This is a genomic window from Seramator thermalis, from assembly GCF_004138125.1.
Taxonomy (GTDB): Bacteria; Bacteroidota; Bacteroidia; order Bacteroidales; family Dysgonomonadaceae; genus Seramator; species Seramator thermalis.
The window spans coordinates 112523-132141 of sequence record NZ_RXHS01000008.1; the positions used below are offsets into that span (position 1 = coordinate 112523).

The following is a 19619-nucleotide window of genomic DNA, read 5'->3' on the forward strand; positions in this document are numbered from 1 at the left end:
TGAAAATTCGGGCTATATTTTTCACTCAGAATTTCCTCGGTAGCAGGTTTTTCCAATGCTTCATAATCTTCACAAACACTCTTCTTTTTCTGCCGAACGACCATTGTATGTATCACTTGCCCGAAATTTTTTTCAGGAATGGCATTTGTGTTTCAACAAATGGTATAATTCCATCGATTTTGTTGTTTTGTGTATGCACAAAAGTCGCTCAACGTTAAAAGAATGATAATTGTTTGTACGCAGAGGTCGTTCCGCCGAAAAAACAGGACTCTTGTTTCGCACAATTGATTGGCTCACTTTTGCCTGAAAGGCAATAACCTTCATAACTGCAGGTCACGACCTGCAGACAAAGACGTCCCTACCATTACTGCCTGAAAGGCAGAACTATTGTCGCTGCATTGATAAATATCTTCGCCGGCAAAAAAGAACAAATAAAACGAAAATTCGTAATTTAAAATTTCCACTTCTTTCTTAAATTCTCAATTATCCATTATTTTCCCGACCTCATCTCATCATCGGGGTTCCCGATCTGCGCAAAGAGCGTGCCGTCAGGCAAAAGACAAGCTGTTTGAGCCGCCGCAAGGCGGCGAGTTATTTGTCTTTTAGCGAACAAGCAGCTATCGGGTCGATGAGGAGATGCAGTCTTGATTTTTTTTGCATACTTTTTTGCATCAAGGCAAAAAAGTATGTGGGGTTTGGGGCAACGCCCCAACAAGTCCACAGACGGATATTCAGCGCCGGCGACGGAAAGGTACTGCCTTTCAGGCAGGTTTCCGACGACGATTCATGCCGCAGAATAAATGCTGCGGTTATGAAAATTCGGCTTTTCAAGCCAAAAACACCCTCGAATACAGAAATATTCATCGCAGCGGAAGCCTTCAATTCACCAGCTCACTTTTGCCTGAAAGGCAATAATCTTCATAACCGCAGGTCACGACCTGCGGACAAAGACGTCCCTGCCATTGCTGCCTGAAAGGCAGAACCACTGCAGTTGCACAAACGAATATTCATGCGGGCGAAAAGCGAACAAACAAAAACAAAAATTCGTAATTTAAAATTCCCACTTCTGACTTCCCCACTTCTTTCTTAAATTCTCAATTATGGGATTACACCATCTGAACAGTCCCCTTAAGATAAGGGGACAAGCGCTGTCGCCAGGCAGTGCAGGGGTTATGATATTTCTTCATTTCTAACTTCTTTTCTTCTCTCACACTCATCCGTTCTCCCTTATTTTCCCGACCTCATCTCATCATCGGGGTACCCGATCTGCGCAGAGAGCGTGCCGTCAGGCAAAAGACAAGCTGTTTGAGCCGCCGTAAGGCGGCGAGTTATTTGTCTTTTAGCGAACAAGCAGCTATCGGGTCGATGATGAGATGCAGTCTTGATTTTTTTTTGCATACTTTTTTGCATCAAGGCAAAAAAGTATGTGGGGTTTGGGGCAACGCCCCAAAGAATCAATTCAAAATGGATAATGTAAATTGATTGATTCGATGATTTATCGATTTACGGATGAATCCGGGCAGTACAGGAGTTATGATAATCATTTAAGTTCATAAAGTTAGAAAGTTTCATTTTCATCTTGTAATTCGTAACTCGTAACTTTCAATTCCCATTTCCAACTTCTTTCTTTCTTCACTTCTTATTTCTCATCATATATCCGAAAATTCTGCGTCACTTGTTTAATGCAAAAGATTAGAAACGTCAGAAAAAGAAAAGAGACTGTCCTGAATTGAAGACAGCCTCTTTTTCGTGAGGTACCTGGCGGATTCGAACCGCCGTAAGCGGTTTTGCAGACCGTTACCTAGCCACTCGGTCAAGGTACCGTTCGCGCTTAAAGCGGGTGCAAAGATAATACATTTTTTTGAGTATCAAAAAAGAGGATACCCTTATTTACGAAAACAGGAGACGAAAAGCATCCGTCACTTTTTTCACCGGTTGTATTTCAATATGCACTTTCGACGAAAAACCTTTCAGATTGTTAGAGGGGATGAGGATGCGCGCAAAGCCCAACTTTTCGGCCTCCAAAATGCGCTGCTCGATGCGGTTTACCGGCCTGATTTCGCCTGAGAGCCCAACCTCGCCACACAAACAGGTGTCGCGCTCAACAGCAATATCGAGACTCGACGAAAGCACCGCACTGATTACGGCCAGATCCAATCCGGGATCGTTCACCTTCAGGCCTCCGGCGATATTCAGGAACACATCTTTCTGAGCCAACTTAAAACCGGCACGTTTTTCGAGAACGGCCAGCAACATGTTCATCCTTCTGATATCGAATCCCGTTGCCGATCGTTGAGGAGTTCCATATGCCGCCGTGCTCACAAGCGATTGCGTTTCGATGAGAAACGGACGAATGCCCTCAATGGCGGCAGCAATGGCTACGCCACTCAACCCTTCGTGATTTTGTGTGAGCAAAAGCTCCGAGGGATTGCTTACTTCACGCAACCCAGACTGATGCATTTCGTATATGCCCAATTCGGCAGTACTGCCAAAACGGTTTTTGATGCTGCGCAAAATGCGATACATGTAATGTTGATCGCCTTCGAACTGCAAAACGGTATCGACGATATGTTCCAAAATTTTCGGACCGGCTATGCTGCCCTCTTTCGTGATGTGTCCGATGAGAATCACCGGAATTCCCGATTGCTTGGCAAACTTCAAGATGGAAGCGGCACATTCACGTACTTGCGAAATGCTTCCGGGCGACGATTCGAGTGCATCGTCGTAGATGGTCTGAATGGAATCGATGATTACAAGTTGGGGCGACGTGTTTTTGATGTGCTTAAATATTTCGTCGAGATTGGTTTCGCACAAAATCAGACAACTCTCATTGCGAATGCCAATCCTGTCGGCACGCAGCTTCAGCTGCCTTGCACTTTCTTCACCTGAGACATACAGTGTGCGAAAGTCGTTCAACTTCAGCATCGTTTGCAAAACGAGCGTCGATTTTCCAATTCCCGGCTCTCCTCCGATAAGTGTTACCGATGCCGGAACAAGTCCTCCCCCCAGCACACGATTCAATTCGCCGTCACGCAAATCGATGCGGGGCTCTTCCTCAGCCTTCACCGCAACAAGTGGAACAGGCTCGCTTTTTACGCCAATAAAGGAACGTGTGTCTTCGGCAGGAGCTGCAGCATCTTTTCTGACCAATTCTTCCACAAAGGTTCCCCACTCGCCACACGATGGACATTTACCCATCCATTTTGGCGATTCGTAGCCACAATTATTGCAAAAATAAACCGATTTGAGTTTTGCCATTCTAATTCGAGTGAAATTCAAAAAATTGTTCTGTTTTTTTTACAAAGATAAGGATTATCAGCCTCATCAAAACAATTTTGTAATTTTGCATCCATAAATGTTCAAAACAATGTCATCCATTCATACCTACATTTCCGACACATTGCAAATTTCGCTCCCGAGTATCGAAAACACGATCAAATTACTCGACGGCGGCGCAACCATTCCTTTCATCAGCCGTTATCGCAAAGAAGCGACGGGGGGACTCAATGAAGTACAGATTGCACGGATCAGCGAGATGTACGATAAAATGATCGAACTCGAAAAGCGAAAATCTTTCATCCTGAAATCCATTGACGAGCAGGGAAAACTGACTGACGAATTGAAGCAGAAAATCGATGATTGCATGGAGGCAATCGAACTTGAAGATATTTATCTGCCCTACAAACCAAAACGACAAACGCGCGCCGAAATTGCCCGACGAAAAGGATTGGAGGGATTGGCCAAATGGCTGATGTCACAACCGACAGTTGCGGTTGAACAAAAAGCTGCAAACTTTATAAACGCTGAAGTTGCTGACACCGACGAGGCATTGAAGGGCGCCTGCGATATCATAGCCGAATGGGTGAACGAAGACGAAAAAGCACGACAAACCGTAAGAAATATCTTTGCGCGCGAAGCCGTTATCACCTCTAAAGTCGTCAAAGGAAAAGAAACGGAAGGTGAAAAGTATTCGGACTATTTCGATTTTTCGGCAATTCTTTCGCGCTGTCCTTCTCATCGACTTTTAGCCATTCGCCGTGGCGAAGCCGAAGGTTTTTTGCGTGTTTCCATTTCGCCTGACGACGACAAATGCATCGAGAAACTTTCGGCTCGCTTTGTACGCAACCATTCCGAAGCGGCCGAATACGTAAAAAAAGCGGTCATCGACGGCTACAAACGATTGCTGAAACCTTCTATTGAAACCGAGTTCGCAAATCTTGCAAAAGAAAAAGCCGACGATGAAGCAATTTCGGTTTTCGCCGACAACCTTCGTCAATTACTTTTGGCAGCACCATTGGGACAGAAACGAATCTTGGCTATCGATCCCGGATACCGCACAGGCTGCAAAGTAGTTTGCCTGGGCGAGCAGGGCGATCTGCTCCATAACGAAACCATCTATCCGCATCCGCCTCAAAACGAATTTTCGAAATCGGCTGCCAAAATCACCAAACTTGTCTCGACTTACAAAATCGAGGCCATTGCCATCGGAAACGGCACTGCAAGTCGCGAAACAGAGCGCTTTATCGCAAATTTGCAATACGACAGGCCGGTGAAAGTTTTTGTAGTGAACGAAAACGGCGCATCGATTTATTCTGCTTCCAAAACGGCTCGCGAAGAATTTCCCGACTACGATGTTACGGTTCGCGGAGCCGTTTCGATCGGACGACGATTGGCCGACCCGCTTGCCGAATTGGTCAAAATTGATCCGAAATCAATTGGCGTCGGGCAATATCAGCATGATGTAGATCAAGCAAAGCTGAAACGTGCTTTGGATCGTACCGTCGAGAGTTGCGTCAATTTGGTGGGCGTCGATCTCAATACGGCCAGCAAGCATCTGCTCACCTACGTTTCGGGATTGGGCGAAACCCTTGCACAAAACATTATCGACTACCGATCCGAGAATGGTCCTTTTGCTTCGCGCAGCGAATTGAAAAAAGTTCCCCGTTTGGGAGAAAAGGCATTCGAACAGTGTGCCGGATTTCTCCGCATATCCAACGCCAAGAATCCGCTCGACAATTCGGCCGTTCATCCCGAAAGCTATGCCATCGTCGAAAAAATGGCTGCTGATCTGCAATGCTCCGTAAAGGAATTGATCGGAAACAAATCGAAAATCGACTCGATAGATCTGCGCCACTACCAATCCGAAACTGTGGGAGAAGAAACGCTGACCGATATCCTGCACGAACTCGAAAAGCCGGGACGCGATCCGCGTCATACGGCACAAGTGCTCGAATTCGATCCTAATGTACGCACCATTGCCGATGTACGTGAAGGAATGATTTTGCCGGGAATTATCACCAATATCACCAACTTTGGATGTTTTGTCGATTTCGGCATCAAGGAAAACGGACTGGTGCATATCTCGGAATTGGCAGACCGTTTCGTATCAAACCCTACCGACGTAGTTTCGCTTCATCAGCACGTAAAAGTCAGAGTTCTTTCGGTTGATATGCAGCGAAAAAGAATTCAACTTTCAATGAAATCGGTATAAGAAAAAAGAGTAGCAGTCATTGATTGCCAAAATCAGAAAAATGCAGAAAATTTCGAAAACAAACGTCGCCCGACTTTTGGATAGCGCGAAAATCCGATACGAGCTTGTTCCTTACGAAGTAGATGAAAATGACTTGTCGGCAATGCACGTTGCCGAGCAACTGGGCGAAAATCCGGAACAAGTTTTCAAAACATTGGTATTGGAAGGAAATAAAACCAACTATTTTGTCTGCATCGTGCCAGGCGATAGCGAAATCGATTTAAAAAAGGCAGCTATCGTTTCGGGCAACAAAAGTTGCGCGCTCATTCATCAAAAAGATTTACTTTCGGTGGCCGGATACATTCGCGGAGCCTGCTCGCCAATCGGTATGAAAAAACATTATCCGACCTACATCCACCACAGTTGCGAGGAATATCCCTATATTTTTGTCAGCGCCGGTCAACGTGGATTGCAGCTAAAAATCTCGCCCTCCGACCTGATCTCCGTGACAAAAGCACAAATCTCCGATTTGATTTAAAAAAAAGCGTCGTCGCCTTTTCTAAGGATATTGCCCGAAGTCGATATCCAATTGCGGCTCTAGTAGCCGAAAACTTTTGCGGTGGTAAGGTGTGATGCCGTATTTTCGAATCGCTTCGCGATGTGCTTTAGTCGGATAACCTTTGTTGCAATCCCAATCGTAGCGGGGAAATTCTCGCGCAAGATTCGTCATATACTCGTCCCGATAAGTTTTGGCCAATACCGAAGCAGCCGCAATGGACAAATAAATGGCATCGCCACCCACTACGCAGGTATGGGGAATTTGTTCGTAGTTTCTGAACCGATTGCCATCTACCAAAATATGTTGAGGCATGATGACAAGTTTGGATAAAGCACGATGCATCGCCTCAACGGAAGCCCAAAGAATGTTCAACTCATCGATTTCCTCATTCGAACACATGGCTACGGCAAAACTCAGCGCTTGCTCCTCGATCAACGGGCGCAAACGATTACGCTGCTTTTCCGACAATTGTTTCGAATCATTTAACTCATCGCATTCAAAATCGGGAGGTAATATCACGGCTGCCGCAAAAACGGGTCCGGCAAGACAGCCCCGACCGGCCTCATCGCATCCGGCCTCAATCATATCGGGATGCATGGATTGAAGAAGCGGTTGATGCAATCTCATTCTCTTTTCAACGATAAGGTCAAATGATTGTCTGCAGGAGGAAAGTCCAATTGAAACGATTTCGCATCAAAATTTTCATCACCTACCGATTCTGCCAATTTTTGAATTGCTTCAGTCGTTTCGGCATCTACTTTTTCGTCGCCGGCGACATGCAAAATATTAATCTGCGAAAGTAAATCGGACAAAGCTCGACGTGTTTCTTCCGCAAGTGGAATTTTCAATCTGCTCAATTGTGCCTCAGCCGAAGCTTTGGCATACCTTTCCATTTTCTCTTGATATTTTTCCTGCAAATTAGGCACACCCTCGACGGATTGAATAAAATGAGAATCGATTTTCAGGGTGTTGCTATCTATCTCAATTAAACGATAGGGCAGCGGATATTGCGACAAGCTGCCCGTTTCCACATCGTAAATTGTGTTTCCGTTAGCAGAAGTCAGACTCGAAATATCATTCGCATGAAAATGCCCGGTGAAAACGACGGGCATACCGGCATCGGCAAATTCGGTGGACAATTTCTTCCAATCCTCTACCAGATAATTCGGGAAAAACGTAGCCTGATAGGGCATGTGTTCCACCAAACCATGATGCATCATTCCCAAAACCGTTATGTTTTTGCTTCGTGCTTCGCTCAAAATATCCATCGCCCATTGCACCGTTTGGGGCAAAAGCCGACCTCCCGAAATGGAAGTCGCAGTATATTCATTATACCGATTCGAATCGAGCGAAAGCAGCCAAAGTGAGTCTGTGAGCGCAGACAAATAGCTCAATGATGCACTATCGCGCCGTATGGCACCACTATAGCCAAAAGGTGCATATAATTCGGCAAATTCTTTTGCCGAAACTGTTTGAATAGGTGACGATTCATCGCCGACGTAAGCTTTGGCATCCGGAATATTCACATCGTGATTGCCCGGAATAACGTAAATTCTTATTCCTTTTTGCTTCAACGAAGTCAGTTTCCGAATCAATTCCAAATGACTTCCGCGTTCGCCATGATTGGTAAGGTCTCCACAAATCAAAAGCGCATTGACAGAGGCAGCTTCAATTTGTTTCAATGTTTCATCCAAAACAGCATGTAATTCGTTCACATTTCTTCCGGTAGCATTTTCATACTTCGTCAAAGCCTCTCCCGATTGTGCCAAATCGGTTCCCAGAAAGTGAATATCGCTCATAACGGCAATCTTTAGCGCATTTTGCGAGAACAGAGAGAAAACCGTTAGAGAAAAAAGAAGGGAGAATGACAATAGCTTTTTCATATAAAAAACTGCAACCTGAAATTGAAATATTATTGAAAAATAAACTTTCCAAAGTTAGTGGAAAAACAAAAAAAGCAGAAATCGCTTCTGCCTTAAATATCATAAAAAACGAGAAATTCAGTGACTATGAATTCAACATTCGCTCTATTTGTTCCAGATCCGAACGGAACCCTTTGTCCACCTCGAGCAAATCTTTCACCGTATTGCAAGCATGAACAACCGTAGCATGATTACGTCCCCCCACTTGTGCTCCAATTTGTGAAAGAGACAATTCGGTATGCTTTTTAATAAAATACATCGTAACCTGACGTGCCTGCACAATTTCGCGCTTTCGCGATGCCGACTGAATCAAATCTTTGCGTATATTGAAGAAATCGCACACTGTTTCTTGAATTTTTTGAACGGTGATACGTTTTCTTTCAAACTTCAGATTTTGCTCCATCACCCGGCGGGCAAGATTAAGATCGATATCGCGGTTGTTGATGATGGAATGAGCCATCAGGGAAACGATAATTCCTTCCAAATCGCGCACATTGTCGGTAACATTCTCGGCAATATAATCGATTACTTCGTCCGAAATCGATAATCCGTCAACAAGCACTTTATGCTTGAGAATCTTTTTTCGCAATTCTTTGTCCGGTCGCTCAAGACTGGCTGTCAGTCCCCAACGAAAACGTGTCAAAAGTCGCTCTTCCATCCCTTGCATGTCCGTAGGAGCACAATCGGAAGTCATCACCAATTGTTTATTGTTCTGATGTAGATGGTTGAAAATATGAAAGAACGTATTTTGCGTTTTTTCCAGTCCCGAAAGTTCTTGAATGTCGTCGATTATCAAAACGTCAATTCCCTGATAGAAATTGATGAAATCGTTGATGGTGTTGAATCGACGCGCATCCGTAAATTGGACTTTGAATAAATGCGCGGACAAATACAGCACTTTTTTATCGGGATAGAGTTCCTGAACTTTAGCTCCGATTGCATGACAAAGATGAGTTTTGCCAACGCCCGAATTCCCATGTACGAAAAACGGATTGAAAGCGGTTTTGGCCGGATTCTTGGCCACAGCTTCAGCCGCTGTGCGTGCGAGACGATTACTTTCGCCTTCGAAAAAATTATTGAACGAATATTTAGGATTAATCTGCGAATCGAACTCTGCCGTTTCTACTCTGTCGAAAGGGCTGGGCGTTTTTACCGAAATCTTTGCCGATGTCGGTTTGTTTACAATCGGCTTTGCTTCGCCCCGAAGTTCCACCGCCGTATTGTTTTCAGTCTCTATCAATACCCGATAATTGAGAATGGTGCCTTCGCCGATTTCGCGATAGAGTGCCTGTTGAATCAAATCGATATATTTTTCCTCGAGATATTCGTAGAAGAATTGGCTGGGCACCTGTACCGTAAGCACATTATCTTCGTACTTTAACGGAATGATGGGTGCGAACCATGTATTGAACGCAACTTCGGAAATATTATCCCGAATAACATTCAAACATTTACTCCACAAAAAATCGAAATCTTGCTCCATTTAATTACGCAATCAGTTAATTCCTCCTATCTTATCTTTTGACTTTTCGAAACACAAATTTTGGAATAATTTTCCATATAAAAAAATCTCTCTATCGCACTCTTTCACTCCACAAAAACACAACTTTCATTATCAACCGCATACATGTAATATACTTATAATTAAATGGATAGATAAGCATCGTTTTTTCTAACAAACTAAGTTTCAACATGCTTCAATTAGTGTATTTTTTACAATCGGAAATCAAGAAAATTAAGTTTATGTTACATAAATACGCGGAAATGAAACAATTTAATTCATGAAAGCGATAATATCGTTATTTAGAATAAATCTATATAAGTATTCTTTCTCGAAATAACAACGAATCTCTTAGAAAAGTCGTACCCTCACATCCAAATATTTTTTCGGATCTTTTCGGATATCGTTCAAAAGGTTCGTAACACTTTGAATGGTTACATTCAAACTGTCATGAAATTCAGGAGTGTTTAGCAGCTTTCCAACAGAGTTATCGGGAGAATTGAGTTTACTTGTCAAGAGTTCCAAGTTGGCCACCGTTTGATCAATGTTCTGAAGTGTTTTATTGATATCCATCGAATTGATATCGTTCGTAACATCTTTCAGGTTGGATGAAACCGCATTCAAATTCCCTGAAATTTGAGGTAAGTCAGCCTGTAAGTCGCCTAACATCATATTTAATTTAGATGTTGCAGCATTCAATGAAACTACAGTTTGCTGTACATTTGTCAGCGACTGTTGCATGGCAGGGTCTTTCATAATGGAGTTCAAGGCGAGTACTACAGAATCGACATGTGCCAAGATTGAATCGGCCTTAGGCATTATTTGGGCAACGCCATCCATAAGCCCTCGCGATTTGGTTCCGCGAATAGTATCACCTACATTTAAATATGTCGTAGATTCATTATCCATTAACAATTTACAAGCCGATCCGCCCAGCAATTCAATGTCATATTCGAGATAACTTCCACTTTTCAATTTAAAATTCTCTTCAAGTCCTATTTCAACCGCTATCTTCACCGGATCAGTGCTAATCATTTTTATGGAGTTGACCAATCCAACCTGATAACCGTTTAGATAAATCGGCGAAGAAACAACCAATCCTGTTACATCATCGAAAACGGCAACATAGTTATTTTGTTTTTTCAAGACATTAAAGCCTTTCAAAAAATTCACTCCAAAATACAACATCATCAACGAAGCTAAAAATGCTAATCCGATAATGACATTTTTTCTCAAATTATTCTTCATACAATACGTTTTCTATTGTTATTATTTAATACGTTTTCCGTCACGGAACTCAACGACAAAAGCATCGGGGAATTTGCGTCGAACTTCTTTTAATAGGTTAAGTATTTCCTTTTGGTCGGTTGACGAACCATAGGTGTATTTAAACACTTTTCCGTCCTTATAATAACTCACCGGGGACAGCCCTTTGAATCGAGACGAATTAACAGGGATTTCTTTGGAAGAAATAAGAAACTGAATTCTATATTCCGTAACTCCGGCTACTTGATCCTCAGTCGCTTGAACGGTAGAAGTCTCGGACAAATTTGGGTCAGAATCGAAAATCCCGATTGATTTTTTGTCGAAGTTTTTTTTGTATTCCCTAAAAGCCTGATAAATAGATTCGGCCATAGAGCTCTGACCCGAAGCACTCATCAAATATTGCTCTTCGTTTCGGTTGCTGATATACCCCAATTCTATAAGAATGCTTGGCATTGCCACTTCGCGAAGGACGAGAAATCCTGCCTGACGAACATTCCGATTACGACGACCCGAAGAATTGACGAGCCTTCGCTGAACCAGTGAAGCCAAATCCAGGCTCTGCTTCAGATATTGATTAGACATATATTCGAAAATAATGTACGATTCCGGTTCGGAGGGATCAAAACCTGCATACTTTTGCGAATAATCGTCTTCGAGCAAAATCACCGAATTCTCTTTCTTTGCCACTTCCAAATTATCCTGGCTGCGGTGCAACCCTAATATAAACGTTTCAACCCCTTGAGGCGAAGTTTGTTTTCGAGATAAAGCATTGCAATGCAGCGAAATAAAAAGGTCGGCCTTTGCATTGTTTGCAATAGTGGCACGTCGATCGAGTGGAACAAAAATATCACTCTTGCGGGTATAAATTACTTCAACATCATCGTGATTTTTTTCGATTAAAGTCCCTAATTTTTTTGAAACGGAAAGAACGATATCTTTTTCCTTACTCCTTGCCCCAATAGCACCGGGATCTTTCCCTCCGTGTCCGGGATCGATAACCACCGTAAACTTTGTGGACTTAGCCGAAACAGGCATTCCTATCAGTAAAAATACCGATAGAAAAGCACCCAAAAGCCTGATGAAGGAATTCATTCCAAACATTTAAAGTATAAAAATAACGACACTACCCTGCCCTTCTGACAAATATAGAACGAAGAAAGTGTCCCGACATGTTGAAAAAAGTTTGCAAAATTCATCTCAGTCAAAACCTGAATAATGATCTTGTTTTTATCGAAAACGTGACGCTACACCCAAAATTATTTCAAAGGACAAAAGCCGTATTTCACCTGATGCAAATACGGCTTTCATTTTTTTTTAATAGATTATTGCAATAGCTCGGATAGTTTTCGATCCAATTCATCCCCACGTAAATCTTTGGCGATGATAATGCCGTCTTTGTCCAGCAACACGGTATGAGGAATTCCGTCGATAGCATATAAATCAACTACTTGACTATCCCAGAATTTAACGTCGGACATCTGCGGCCACGTGATGTTCAAATCCTTAATTCCCTTAACCCATGCATCATGATCTTTGTCGAGAGACACACCCACTATTTCAAAACCTTTATTTTTGTATTTGGCATACGCCTTCACAACATTTGGCATCTCTTCCCGACACGGGGGACACCACGATGCCCAAAAATCGATAAGCACATATTTTCCTTTACCGGCATAATCCGACAGCGAAACATCATTGCCCGAAGGATCTTTGAGCGTGAACTCTACAAACTTTTTCCCAATCGAAACCCGTTCCTCATTCTCCAGACGACGAATCATTTTTTGCACCGAAGCCTGTTTTTTGAACACATCGTCGGTAAGCGCGAGCAGTTGTTTTTGTTGTTCGGAATCGAACATTTGTCCTTTTGTGGCAAAAATATACCGACCCAAACTATTCGAAATATTGTTTTTTACAAAATCGAAGCTAAGTTGTAACCTTTCGGAAGCCAATGCATCGTAGGCCTGATTGATCTGAGCATCGAGGGAGTCATTCATCGCACCTTGGGAAGCAGCTTCGTTGTACTGAACCGAGAGGGCACGCATTTTGTCTGAAATATCGCGGATCTTCAATCGATAATCGGTATATGTCTGATTGACGGGTGTACCTGTTACTATAGCTATCGTATCGAATGCAACCCGGATTGTTCCCGATTCGAGTAATATTGCAACCTCGGTATCATTTTTAGAATCGATACGTTCATCAAGCATAAGAATGCGGACGGACGAGGAGTCGGAGTTGGTCTTTATACTAAAGTTTCCGTTACGAATGATAGCCGAGTCAAGATTTACAGAAGCGGTATCTTTCAAAAAAACCATTTTTCCTTCGAATGCAGGATCCATAACGGTTCCTTGTATCGAGGTTTTATTATCGTTTTGGCATCCAACGAGAAGAATTGCCGTTAGAAATAAAAAGAGTATTTTTTTCATTGTCGCTGAATATTGGGTTTGTAATTAGGTGTAAAGATAAGCATAAAACTATTTCAGACATTATTATAAAGTGAAAAATTGGCTTTTTAGTTTGAGATTCATCCACAAATTATCCTCGACAAATGGTCAATTGTGTCGGTAACAAGCTCCCATCCTGTGAGTAGCTATTGATTTGATTGTAATATTAAACATCAAAATATCAAGCATATAGACTATATTTCATTTTTTTGCCTGACGAGCGTTTCTCGCAATTGTTTATTCGATATTTTAAATATTTTTAGTATTTTTTCGAGTACTTCTTCGAATACCCTTTGCGTCGTATTTCAGTCGTACTTGGCTCGTATTTGGTTCGTATCAAGTCCAAGCGCTTTTTTGTTTAAAATATGGTTAAAACACCGGAATAAATGGCATCTCAAATGTGATATAGGTCATTTTGATCAAACGAACTCGATGGAAAACTTTGAAAGTAGATCATTCAAAATTGGGAGCTGTAAATATTTCGTGCCGGATCAAAAACGTTGCAATTTCAAAAAAACAACGTAGAAACTGCTTTCGAGAATTTTTTTTACTAATTTTGGCAAAAAAGAAAAACGATGAACCATAAAGTAGCTCCATCCATTTTGTCGGCCAATTTTTTGAATTTGGGGAAAGAGATCGAAATGCTGAATGAAAGCGAAGCCGATTGGATTCACATCGATGTGATGGATGGCGTTTTCGTACCGAACATCTCTTTCGGTTTTCCGGTATTAGATTTCGTAAAAAAAACAGCTCGCAAACCGTTGGATGTGCATTTAATGATTGTTGAACCCCAAAAATTCATATCTGAGGTAGCTGCCACAGGCGCTTATATGATGAACGTCCACTACGAAGCATGCACCCATCTGCATCGTGTGGTCCAGGAAATCAAAAAAGCCGGCATGAAAGCGGCCGTAACCCTCAATCCACACACACCGGTGCTGTTGCTCGAAGATATTTTGGCCGATCTTGATATGGTGCTGTTGATGACCGTAAATCCCGGATTTGGCGGACAGAAATTTATCGTACATTCTATTGAGAAAGTAGCCGTACTAAAGGAAATGATTCTGAAAAAAAATCTGAGCACGCTCATAGAAGTGGACGGCGGTGTTAATCTCGAAACCGGAAAACAATTAATCGAGGCCGGTGCCGACGTGCTCGTCGCCGGAAATTTTGTTTTCTCTTCCAACAACCCAAAAGACACAATCCGTCAACTGAAAAATCTCTAACACAAAAAAACAGAATCGCTCATAATTTACCGATTATGAGAAATATCATCGGCAAAGCTCCATTCGTTTTTCTGTTGATGCCCGTTGTTGCTGCAATTGTCATCAACGATCTGATGCCGGGCTTCATATCGGTTTTCCTGTTAGCTACGGTTGCGATTATTCTGATGGGTATTTCTTTTTTCGTGCCGGCCGCACATGCTTACCGACTGCGATGGCTGTTTGGGGCAGGTGTGATGGCTCTGATCTTTTCTATTACCACCCTGAGATACAATCAAGAAAAGCAACAAGCGGAGTTCAATTTTCCGAACGGAAACGCTCTATACCAAGGCTACGTAACCGATATCCCACAAGAAAAGCCAAAATCGATTCAATGCAATATCGCGCTGAATGTTCCAAATAAGAAAAAAGTAATTGTCTATTTTCAAAAAACAGACAAAAGTTCATCATTAGTTCCCGGTGATGTGGTTATATTCCGAGCTCGGATGCAGCCTTTTAAAAATTTCGGGAACCCCGACGATTTCGATTACGCCCGATTGATGAGGAACCGAGGATTTGCAGCCTCGGGTTATGTTCCCGAAAATCAATGGATGAAAACAGAGATTTTGAATCGTACACCCTATGTAATTTCGCAACAAATCAGGCTGAAAGCTCTCGAATTTTACAAATCGTTCGGACTCGAAAATGACGAATATGCATTTATTACGGCCTTAACCATCGGCTATAAGGAGTTTCTTCCTCAGGAAATGGAAGAAGCGTTTCGCGCATCGGGCACATCGCATGTCCTTTCGGTAAGCGGGTTACACGTAGGCATCATTTATCTCGTGATTACTTCGATGTTGTTTTTTCTCAAAGGATCGAAACGAAAAAACATACTCAAACAAATCATTATCATTCTTTCTTTGTGGGCTTACGCTTTCATCACGGGGCTTTCGGTTGCCGTCATCAGGGCAGCAATCATGCTCAGCATATTTTGTGTGGGCAATATGTTCAATCGAAAAGGATTTTCGTACAATACGGTGGCTATAGCGGCATTTTTTATTCTGCTGTCGCGCCCGTTCGGATTATTCGAAATCGGTTTTCAAATGAGTTTTATGGCCGTAATGGCAATTCTGTTTTTCCAGCCTAAAATCAATCGACTCTATATGCCTCAAAACAAAGTTCCGGCTACCTTGTGGAGTCTTTTTACACTTTCACTTGCAGCGCAAGCGGGCGTTTTTCCACTTGTACTTTATTATTTTGGAACATTTCCGACTTATTTTTTCATTACCAACCTGCTGATAGTGCCACTAACGAATCTGATTGTTTATGCCGTCATTCCCGTAGCCGTCTTTTCGGCTGCAGGAAGTATCGGATTTGCCGTATTCGATTTTCCGGCAATGCTTTGCCAATGGCTATTTGATAAGATTTGTCGATTCACCCTATCGGTCGTTTATTTTTTCGAAACTCTTCCTGCAGCACAAATCAAAGATCAATACCTCACTTTTTGGGGTATGATTTTGGTCTTTCTTATAGTGATATCATTTTTCATAAGGTTCGAAAACAAAAAATTCGCTCCGATTTTTATATTTCTGTCAGCGGCACTCGGACTTTTCTCTTTACAAACGATCGAATCAATCCAGCCGAAACCGCTTCAATTAGTCGTGTTTAACAGACCATCTGCTAGCGAAATAGCATATGTGCACGGACGCCAAAAAACAATATTTCCGAATTCGGGGAACACAATCATACCCCACCCCACGAAACGAATTGTGAAAATTTCGAGCAATATCTTCGATAATAAAGTTTCAAAACAACCTTTCGTGAGCGATTATCTCATTCTTTCGGAAGACAATTCGTTTTCGATGTACACGCTGAAAAATCATTTCGTCACGCGTGAAGTAATACTCGACAGCTCACTGTCAAGAAGCGCTTCAAAGCGATTGATACGACAATGCCGAGAACTCGGGATCAAAGTTCATGATATTGCAGAATCGGGAGCATTTATCGTTAATTTTTAGTACTTTTGTCGTGTAAAAAAATTATTTGAATGTTAGCAACGCCCATCACCCCATTAATAGACGAAAAAAACTTAAGACACGTTCGAGACTTAATACTTCAATCATCCAATATTCTTATCACTACGCACGTTTCACCGGATGGCGACGCACTGGGATCTTCGCTTGGGCTATATCACCATTTGCTAAAGCGGGGTAAAAAAGTGCGGGTGATGGTTCCCAACTCATTTCCTTATTTTTTGAAATGGATGAAAGGATCGGAGAACATACTTATTTTCGAATATAATCCGGAAGCCGGAAAACATATTATCGACGAAGTCGATTTGATTTTCTGCCTCGATTACAACATTCCTAAACGAATCGGGAAAATGGCCACACACGTACAGAATGCGCATGCAAAGAGAATCTTGATCGACCATCACCCCTATCCCGAAAAGGCCTGTGACGTGGTGATTTCGCATCCCGAAAAATCGTCGACAAGCGAGCTGATTTTTCGACTCATTGATCAATTGGGCGAATACGAGAGCATGAATCATGCCACGGCTGAATGTATTTATTGCGGCATGATGACGGATACAGGAGGTTTTACCTACAACTCAAACGATCCTGAAATTTTTGAGATAATCAGTCTTCTCCTTAAAAAAAAGATCGATAAGGATGCCATATATTCCAACGTTTATAATAATTACTCAAAAGATCGCTTCCTTCTGTTGGGGTTCACATTGTTACACAGGATGAAAATTTATGACGAACTACATTCGGCTCTGATTTATCTGTCAAAAGAAGATCAAAACCAATTTAAATACAACAAAGGCGACACCGAAGGATTTGTCAATTATCCGCTGAGCATCAAAGACATTGTCTTTTCCACTTTCATTCGTGAAGACGAAGATTATATCAAAATCTCATTCCGCTCGCAGGGAAATTTTGCATGCAACGAATTTGCATCCGAATTTTTCAACGGTGGAGGTCATCGTAATGCTTCAGGGGGAGAATATTACGGTACGATGAAAGAAGTACTTGAAATTTTCGAAAATGGGCTTCAGCAATACGCTCAAAAACTGCAATCCTCAAAGAGATAACAGACTCGGCTTTGACTCAGGAATTTATTTTAAGAATAGATAATAGTTTATTGCCGGGAAAATAACGTTTATTTGAAGTTGATTCCTTACTTTTGCACTAACTAAAAAATGCATTGCAACAAATGAGAAAAAAAAGTTTTAGAATATCATTCATGATAATCGTCCTTCTATTCACCCTATCTTGTAATGACACGGCCACCTACATCGATCGGTTGAATGACGAAAAAAAAGCCATTAAAGCATTTATTAGCGAGAATAACATTACAGTTTTAAAAGAATATCCTTCCGATTCGGTATTCGCACCGAACGAATTTTATTTGGACCCCACAACCGGCGTTTACTATAACGTTATCGACAAGGGCAGCTACAAACCAAATCTTGGGGATGAGATATACATCCGTTACAAAGATGTCAGATATATATCCGGTAACGACACAACAGTATATGACGGAAACTACTTCAGCTTGTATGGCCCGGTGGAATTGATTTACGGCAATTTAAACACCTATCAGAGTACCGGATGGGTCGCCCCCATCCCAAATGTAGGTCATGAAGCAAAAGTGAAAATGATTGTTCCTTTCAATAGTGGAACCACATACGACCAAAGCTATTACTATACAGTATATTATGGATTGATGGAATATCGAATAGGACAAAACTGATAAAAATCGAAAATTAAACTGCCAAAAGAATGACGCTTATCAAATCAATTTCCGGAATTCGTGGAACAATTGGAGGAAAGTCCGGAGAGGGACTGACGCCACTCGATATCGTGAAATTTACGGCCGCTTATGCCGTATTTATTTCTACTCATCTCAATGATAAAGAAAAGAAAATTGTCGTCGGTCGTGATGCCCGACTTTCCGGCAACATGGTTCATCAAATTGTATTAGGAACTCTTACGGCGATGGGATTCGATGTAGTGGACATCGGGATGGCTACCACACCCACAACCGAATTGGCGGTAGTTGGCGAAAACGCGGCAGGTGGAATCATCCTCACCGCAAGCCACAATCCGAAACAATGGAACGCTCTTAAACTCTTAAACGATAAAGGTGAATTCTTAAATGCAGAAGAAGGTGACCAAATTCTTTCTATTGCCGAATCGGAAGACTTCAACTTTTCTCCGGTAGAGCAGTTAGGTAAAATCAGGTTTAAACAATACCTTCAAGAACATATTCACAGTGTACTTTCACTCGACTTGGTAGATGTGCGGGCAATTAGGGAAGCCGATTTGCGCGTTGCCGTGGATGCAGTCAATTCGGTAGGGGGAGTAGCCGTTCCCGAGTTGCTATATGCTTTGGGGGTCAAGGAGGTTTTCAAACTACACTGTTCACCTCATGGCAATTTTTCGCACAATCCCGAACCACTTCCGCAAAACCTGACAGAACTATCAACCTTGATGAAAAGCTCGAAGGCCGATGTAGGCTTTGCGGTTGATCCCGATGTTGACCGTCTGGCCATTTATTGCGAAAATGGTGAGCCATTCGGCGAAGAATATACCCTCGTAGCCGTTTCCGACTACATCCTACAACATACACCCGGAAACACTGTTTCGAACCTGAGCTCCAGCAGAGCTTTGCGCGACGTTACACTCTCGAGAGGGGGAAAATATTACTCGGCAGCCGTGGGTGAAGTGAACGTCGTAGCTAAAATGAAAGAAGTAAATGCAGTGATTGGAGGTGAAGGTAACGGAGGCGTAATTTATCCGGCATCACATTATGGTCGGGACGCATTGGTAGGAATCGGACTTTTTTTGACTCATTTGGCCAAATCGGGGAAAAAAGTCAGCCAATTGAGGGCTTCATACCCCAATTATTTCATGGCAAAACAAAAAATAGAACTCACGCCCGAGATCAATCCGGATGCCATCTTGGCTAAAATGAAAGAAAAATTTGCCAATCAGCAGGTTACAGATATAGACGGCGTTAAAATAGATTTTGAGGATAAATGGGTTCATCTGCGAAAATCGAATACGGAACCCATTATCCGGATATATTCAGAAGCAAAATCGATAGAAGAAGCAGAAGAAATAGGTCAACAAATCATAGATATGATTCGAGAAATGGTTTAACGGAATCGTTTTTTCGATAATCTTTAACTCAAAAACCGGATTGCCGTAAATTTTTCAACAATCGAGAATATTTACGGCTCT

General features: G+C 42.2%; 15 protein-coding genes and 1 tRNA gene. 8 read left to right on the plus strand and 8 right to left on the minus strand.

What is annotated here, in order from left to right:
* The first annotated feature begins 568 nt into the window (after positions 1 to 568).
* Complete coding sequence (locus tag EJN84_RS07685) at positions 569 to 973, plus strand: hypothetical protein (protein WP_129594875.1); 405 nt, start codon at positions 569 to 571, stop codon at positions 971 to 973.
* A gap of 779 nt (positions 974 to 1752) precedes the next feature.
* On the opposite strand, the gene EJN84_RS07690 is transcribed toward EJN84_RS07685, so the two are convergent.
* A tRNA-Cys gene (locus tag EJN84_RS07690) sits at positions 1753 to 1823 on the minus strand.
* Between the two features lie 67 nt (positions 1824 to 1890).
* Entirely contained in the window at positions 1891 to 3258 is a 1368-nt protein-coding gene (radA, locus tag EJN84_RS07695; RefSeq protein ID WP_101486609.1) for a DNA repair protein RadA, read from the minus strand.
* A 109-nt stretch (positions 3259 to 3367) separates the two neighbouring features.
* Between radA and EJN84_RS07700 the strand changes: the two genes are divergently transcribed.
* Both EJN84_RS07700 and ybaK read left to right on the plus strand, forming a co-directional pair.
* The gene (locus EJN84_RS07700) at positions 3368 to 5491 is read left to right on the plus strand and encodes a Tex family protein (protein ID WP_129594921.1); all 2124 of its coding nucleotides are present in this window, start codon (positions 3368 to 3370) and stop codon (positions 5489 to 5491) included.
* Between the two features lie 40 nt (positions 5492 to 5531).
* Positions 5532 to 6008, plus strand: coding sequence for a Cys-tRNA(Pro) deacylase (gene ybaK / locus EJN84_RS07705; RefSeq protein ID WP_101486578.1), 477 nt, complete (start codon positions 5532 to 5534; stop codon positions 6006 to 6008).
* Positions 6009 to 6029: 21 nt separating this feature from the next.
* Here ybaK and EJN84_RS07710 read toward each other — a convergent pair whose 3' ends face one another.
* The 6 genes from EJN84_RS07710 to EJN84_RS07735 all read right to left on the minus strand — a co-directional run bounded on the left by EJN84_RS07710 (position 6030) and on the right by EJN84_RS07735 (position 13144).
* Positions 6030 to 6656 carry a ribonuclease HII gene (locus EJN84_RS07710; protein WP_238943966.1) on the minus strand — a complete coding sequence of 209 codons (627 nt, stop codon included), beginning with the start codon at positions 6654 to 6656 and terminating at the stop codon, positions 6030 to 6032.
* Positions 6653 to 7912, minus strand: coding sequence for a metallophosphoesterase family protein (locus EJN84_RS07715; RefSeq protein WP_129594876.1), 1260 nt, complete (start codon positions 7910 to 7912; stop codon positions 6653 to 6655). The genes EJN84_RS07710 and EJN84_RS07715 overlap by 4 nt, the downstream gene beginning before the upstream one ends.
* Before the next feature lie 124 nt (positions 7913 to 8036).
* On the minus strand, positions 8037 to 9434 hold the full coding sequence (gene dnaA / locus EJN84_RS07720) for a chromosomal replication initiator protein DnaA (protein WP_129594877.1): 1398 nt from the start codon (positions 9432 to 9434) through the stop codon (positions 8037 to 8039).
* Positions 9435 to 9803: 369 nt separating this feature from the next.
* On the minus strand, positions 9804 to 10700 hold the full coding sequence (locus EJN84_RS07725) for an MlaD family protein (RefSeq protein WP_129594878.1): 897 nt from the start codon (positions 10698 to 10700) through the stop codon (positions 9804 to 9806).
* 21 nt (positions 10701 to 10721) lie between these two features.
* A complete protein-coding gene (locus EJN84_RS07730) occupies positions 10722 to 11810 on the minus strand; it encodes an N-acetylmuramoyl-L-alanine amidase family protein (RefSeq protein ID WP_238943967.1) in 1089 nt (362 codons plus the stop codon).
* A gap of 230 nt (positions 11811 to 12040) precedes the next feature.
* The gene (locus EJN84_RS07735; protein ID WP_129594879.1) at positions 12041 to 13144 is read right to left on the minus strand and encodes a TlpA disulfide reductase family protein; all 1104 of its coding nucleotides are present in this window, start codon (positions 13142 to 13144) and stop codon (positions 12041 to 12043) included.
* Between the two features lie 593 nt (positions 13145 to 13737).
* Between EJN84_RS07735 and rpe the strand changes: the two genes are divergently transcribed.
* From rpe to glmM, 5 genes are all read left to right on the plus strand, one after another.
* Positions 13738 to 14388 (plus strand): ribulose-phosphate 3-epimerase, encoded by a 651-nt coding sequence (gene rpe, locus EJN84_RS07740; RefSeq protein ID WP_129594880.1) that lies wholly within the window; start codon positions 13738 to 13740, stop codon positions 14386 to 14388.
* 35 nt (positions 14389 to 14423) lie between these two features.
* Positions 14424 to 16385, plus strand: a complete 1962-nt coding sequence (locus tag EJN84_RS07745) for a ComEC/Rec2 family competence protein (RefSeq protein WP_129594881.1) — start codon at positions 14424 to 14426, stop codon at positions 16383 to 16385.
* 29 nt (positions 16386 to 16414) lie between these two features.
* Positions 16415 to 17464, plus strand: coding sequence for a DHH family phosphoesterase (locus EJN84_RS07750; RefSeq protein WP_129594882.1), 1050 nt, complete (start codon positions 16415 to 16417; stop codon positions 17462 to 17464).
* Between the two features lie 122 nt (positions 17465 to 17586).
* A complete protein-coding gene (locus EJN84_RS07755) occupies positions 17587 to 18126 on the plus strand; it encodes a DUF4827 family protein (protein WP_129594883.1) in 540 nt (179 codons plus the stop codon).
* A 29-nt stretch (positions 18127 to 18155) separates the two neighbouring features.
* Positions 18156 to 19538: a phosphoglucosamine mutase gene (gene glmM / locus EJN84_RS07760; RefSeq protein ID WP_129594884.1), complete on the plus strand. Its 1383-nt coding sequence runs from the start codon at positions 18156 to 18158 to the stop codon at positions 19536 to 19538.
* The last annotated feature ends 81 nt before the right edge of the window (positions 19539 to 19619 follow it).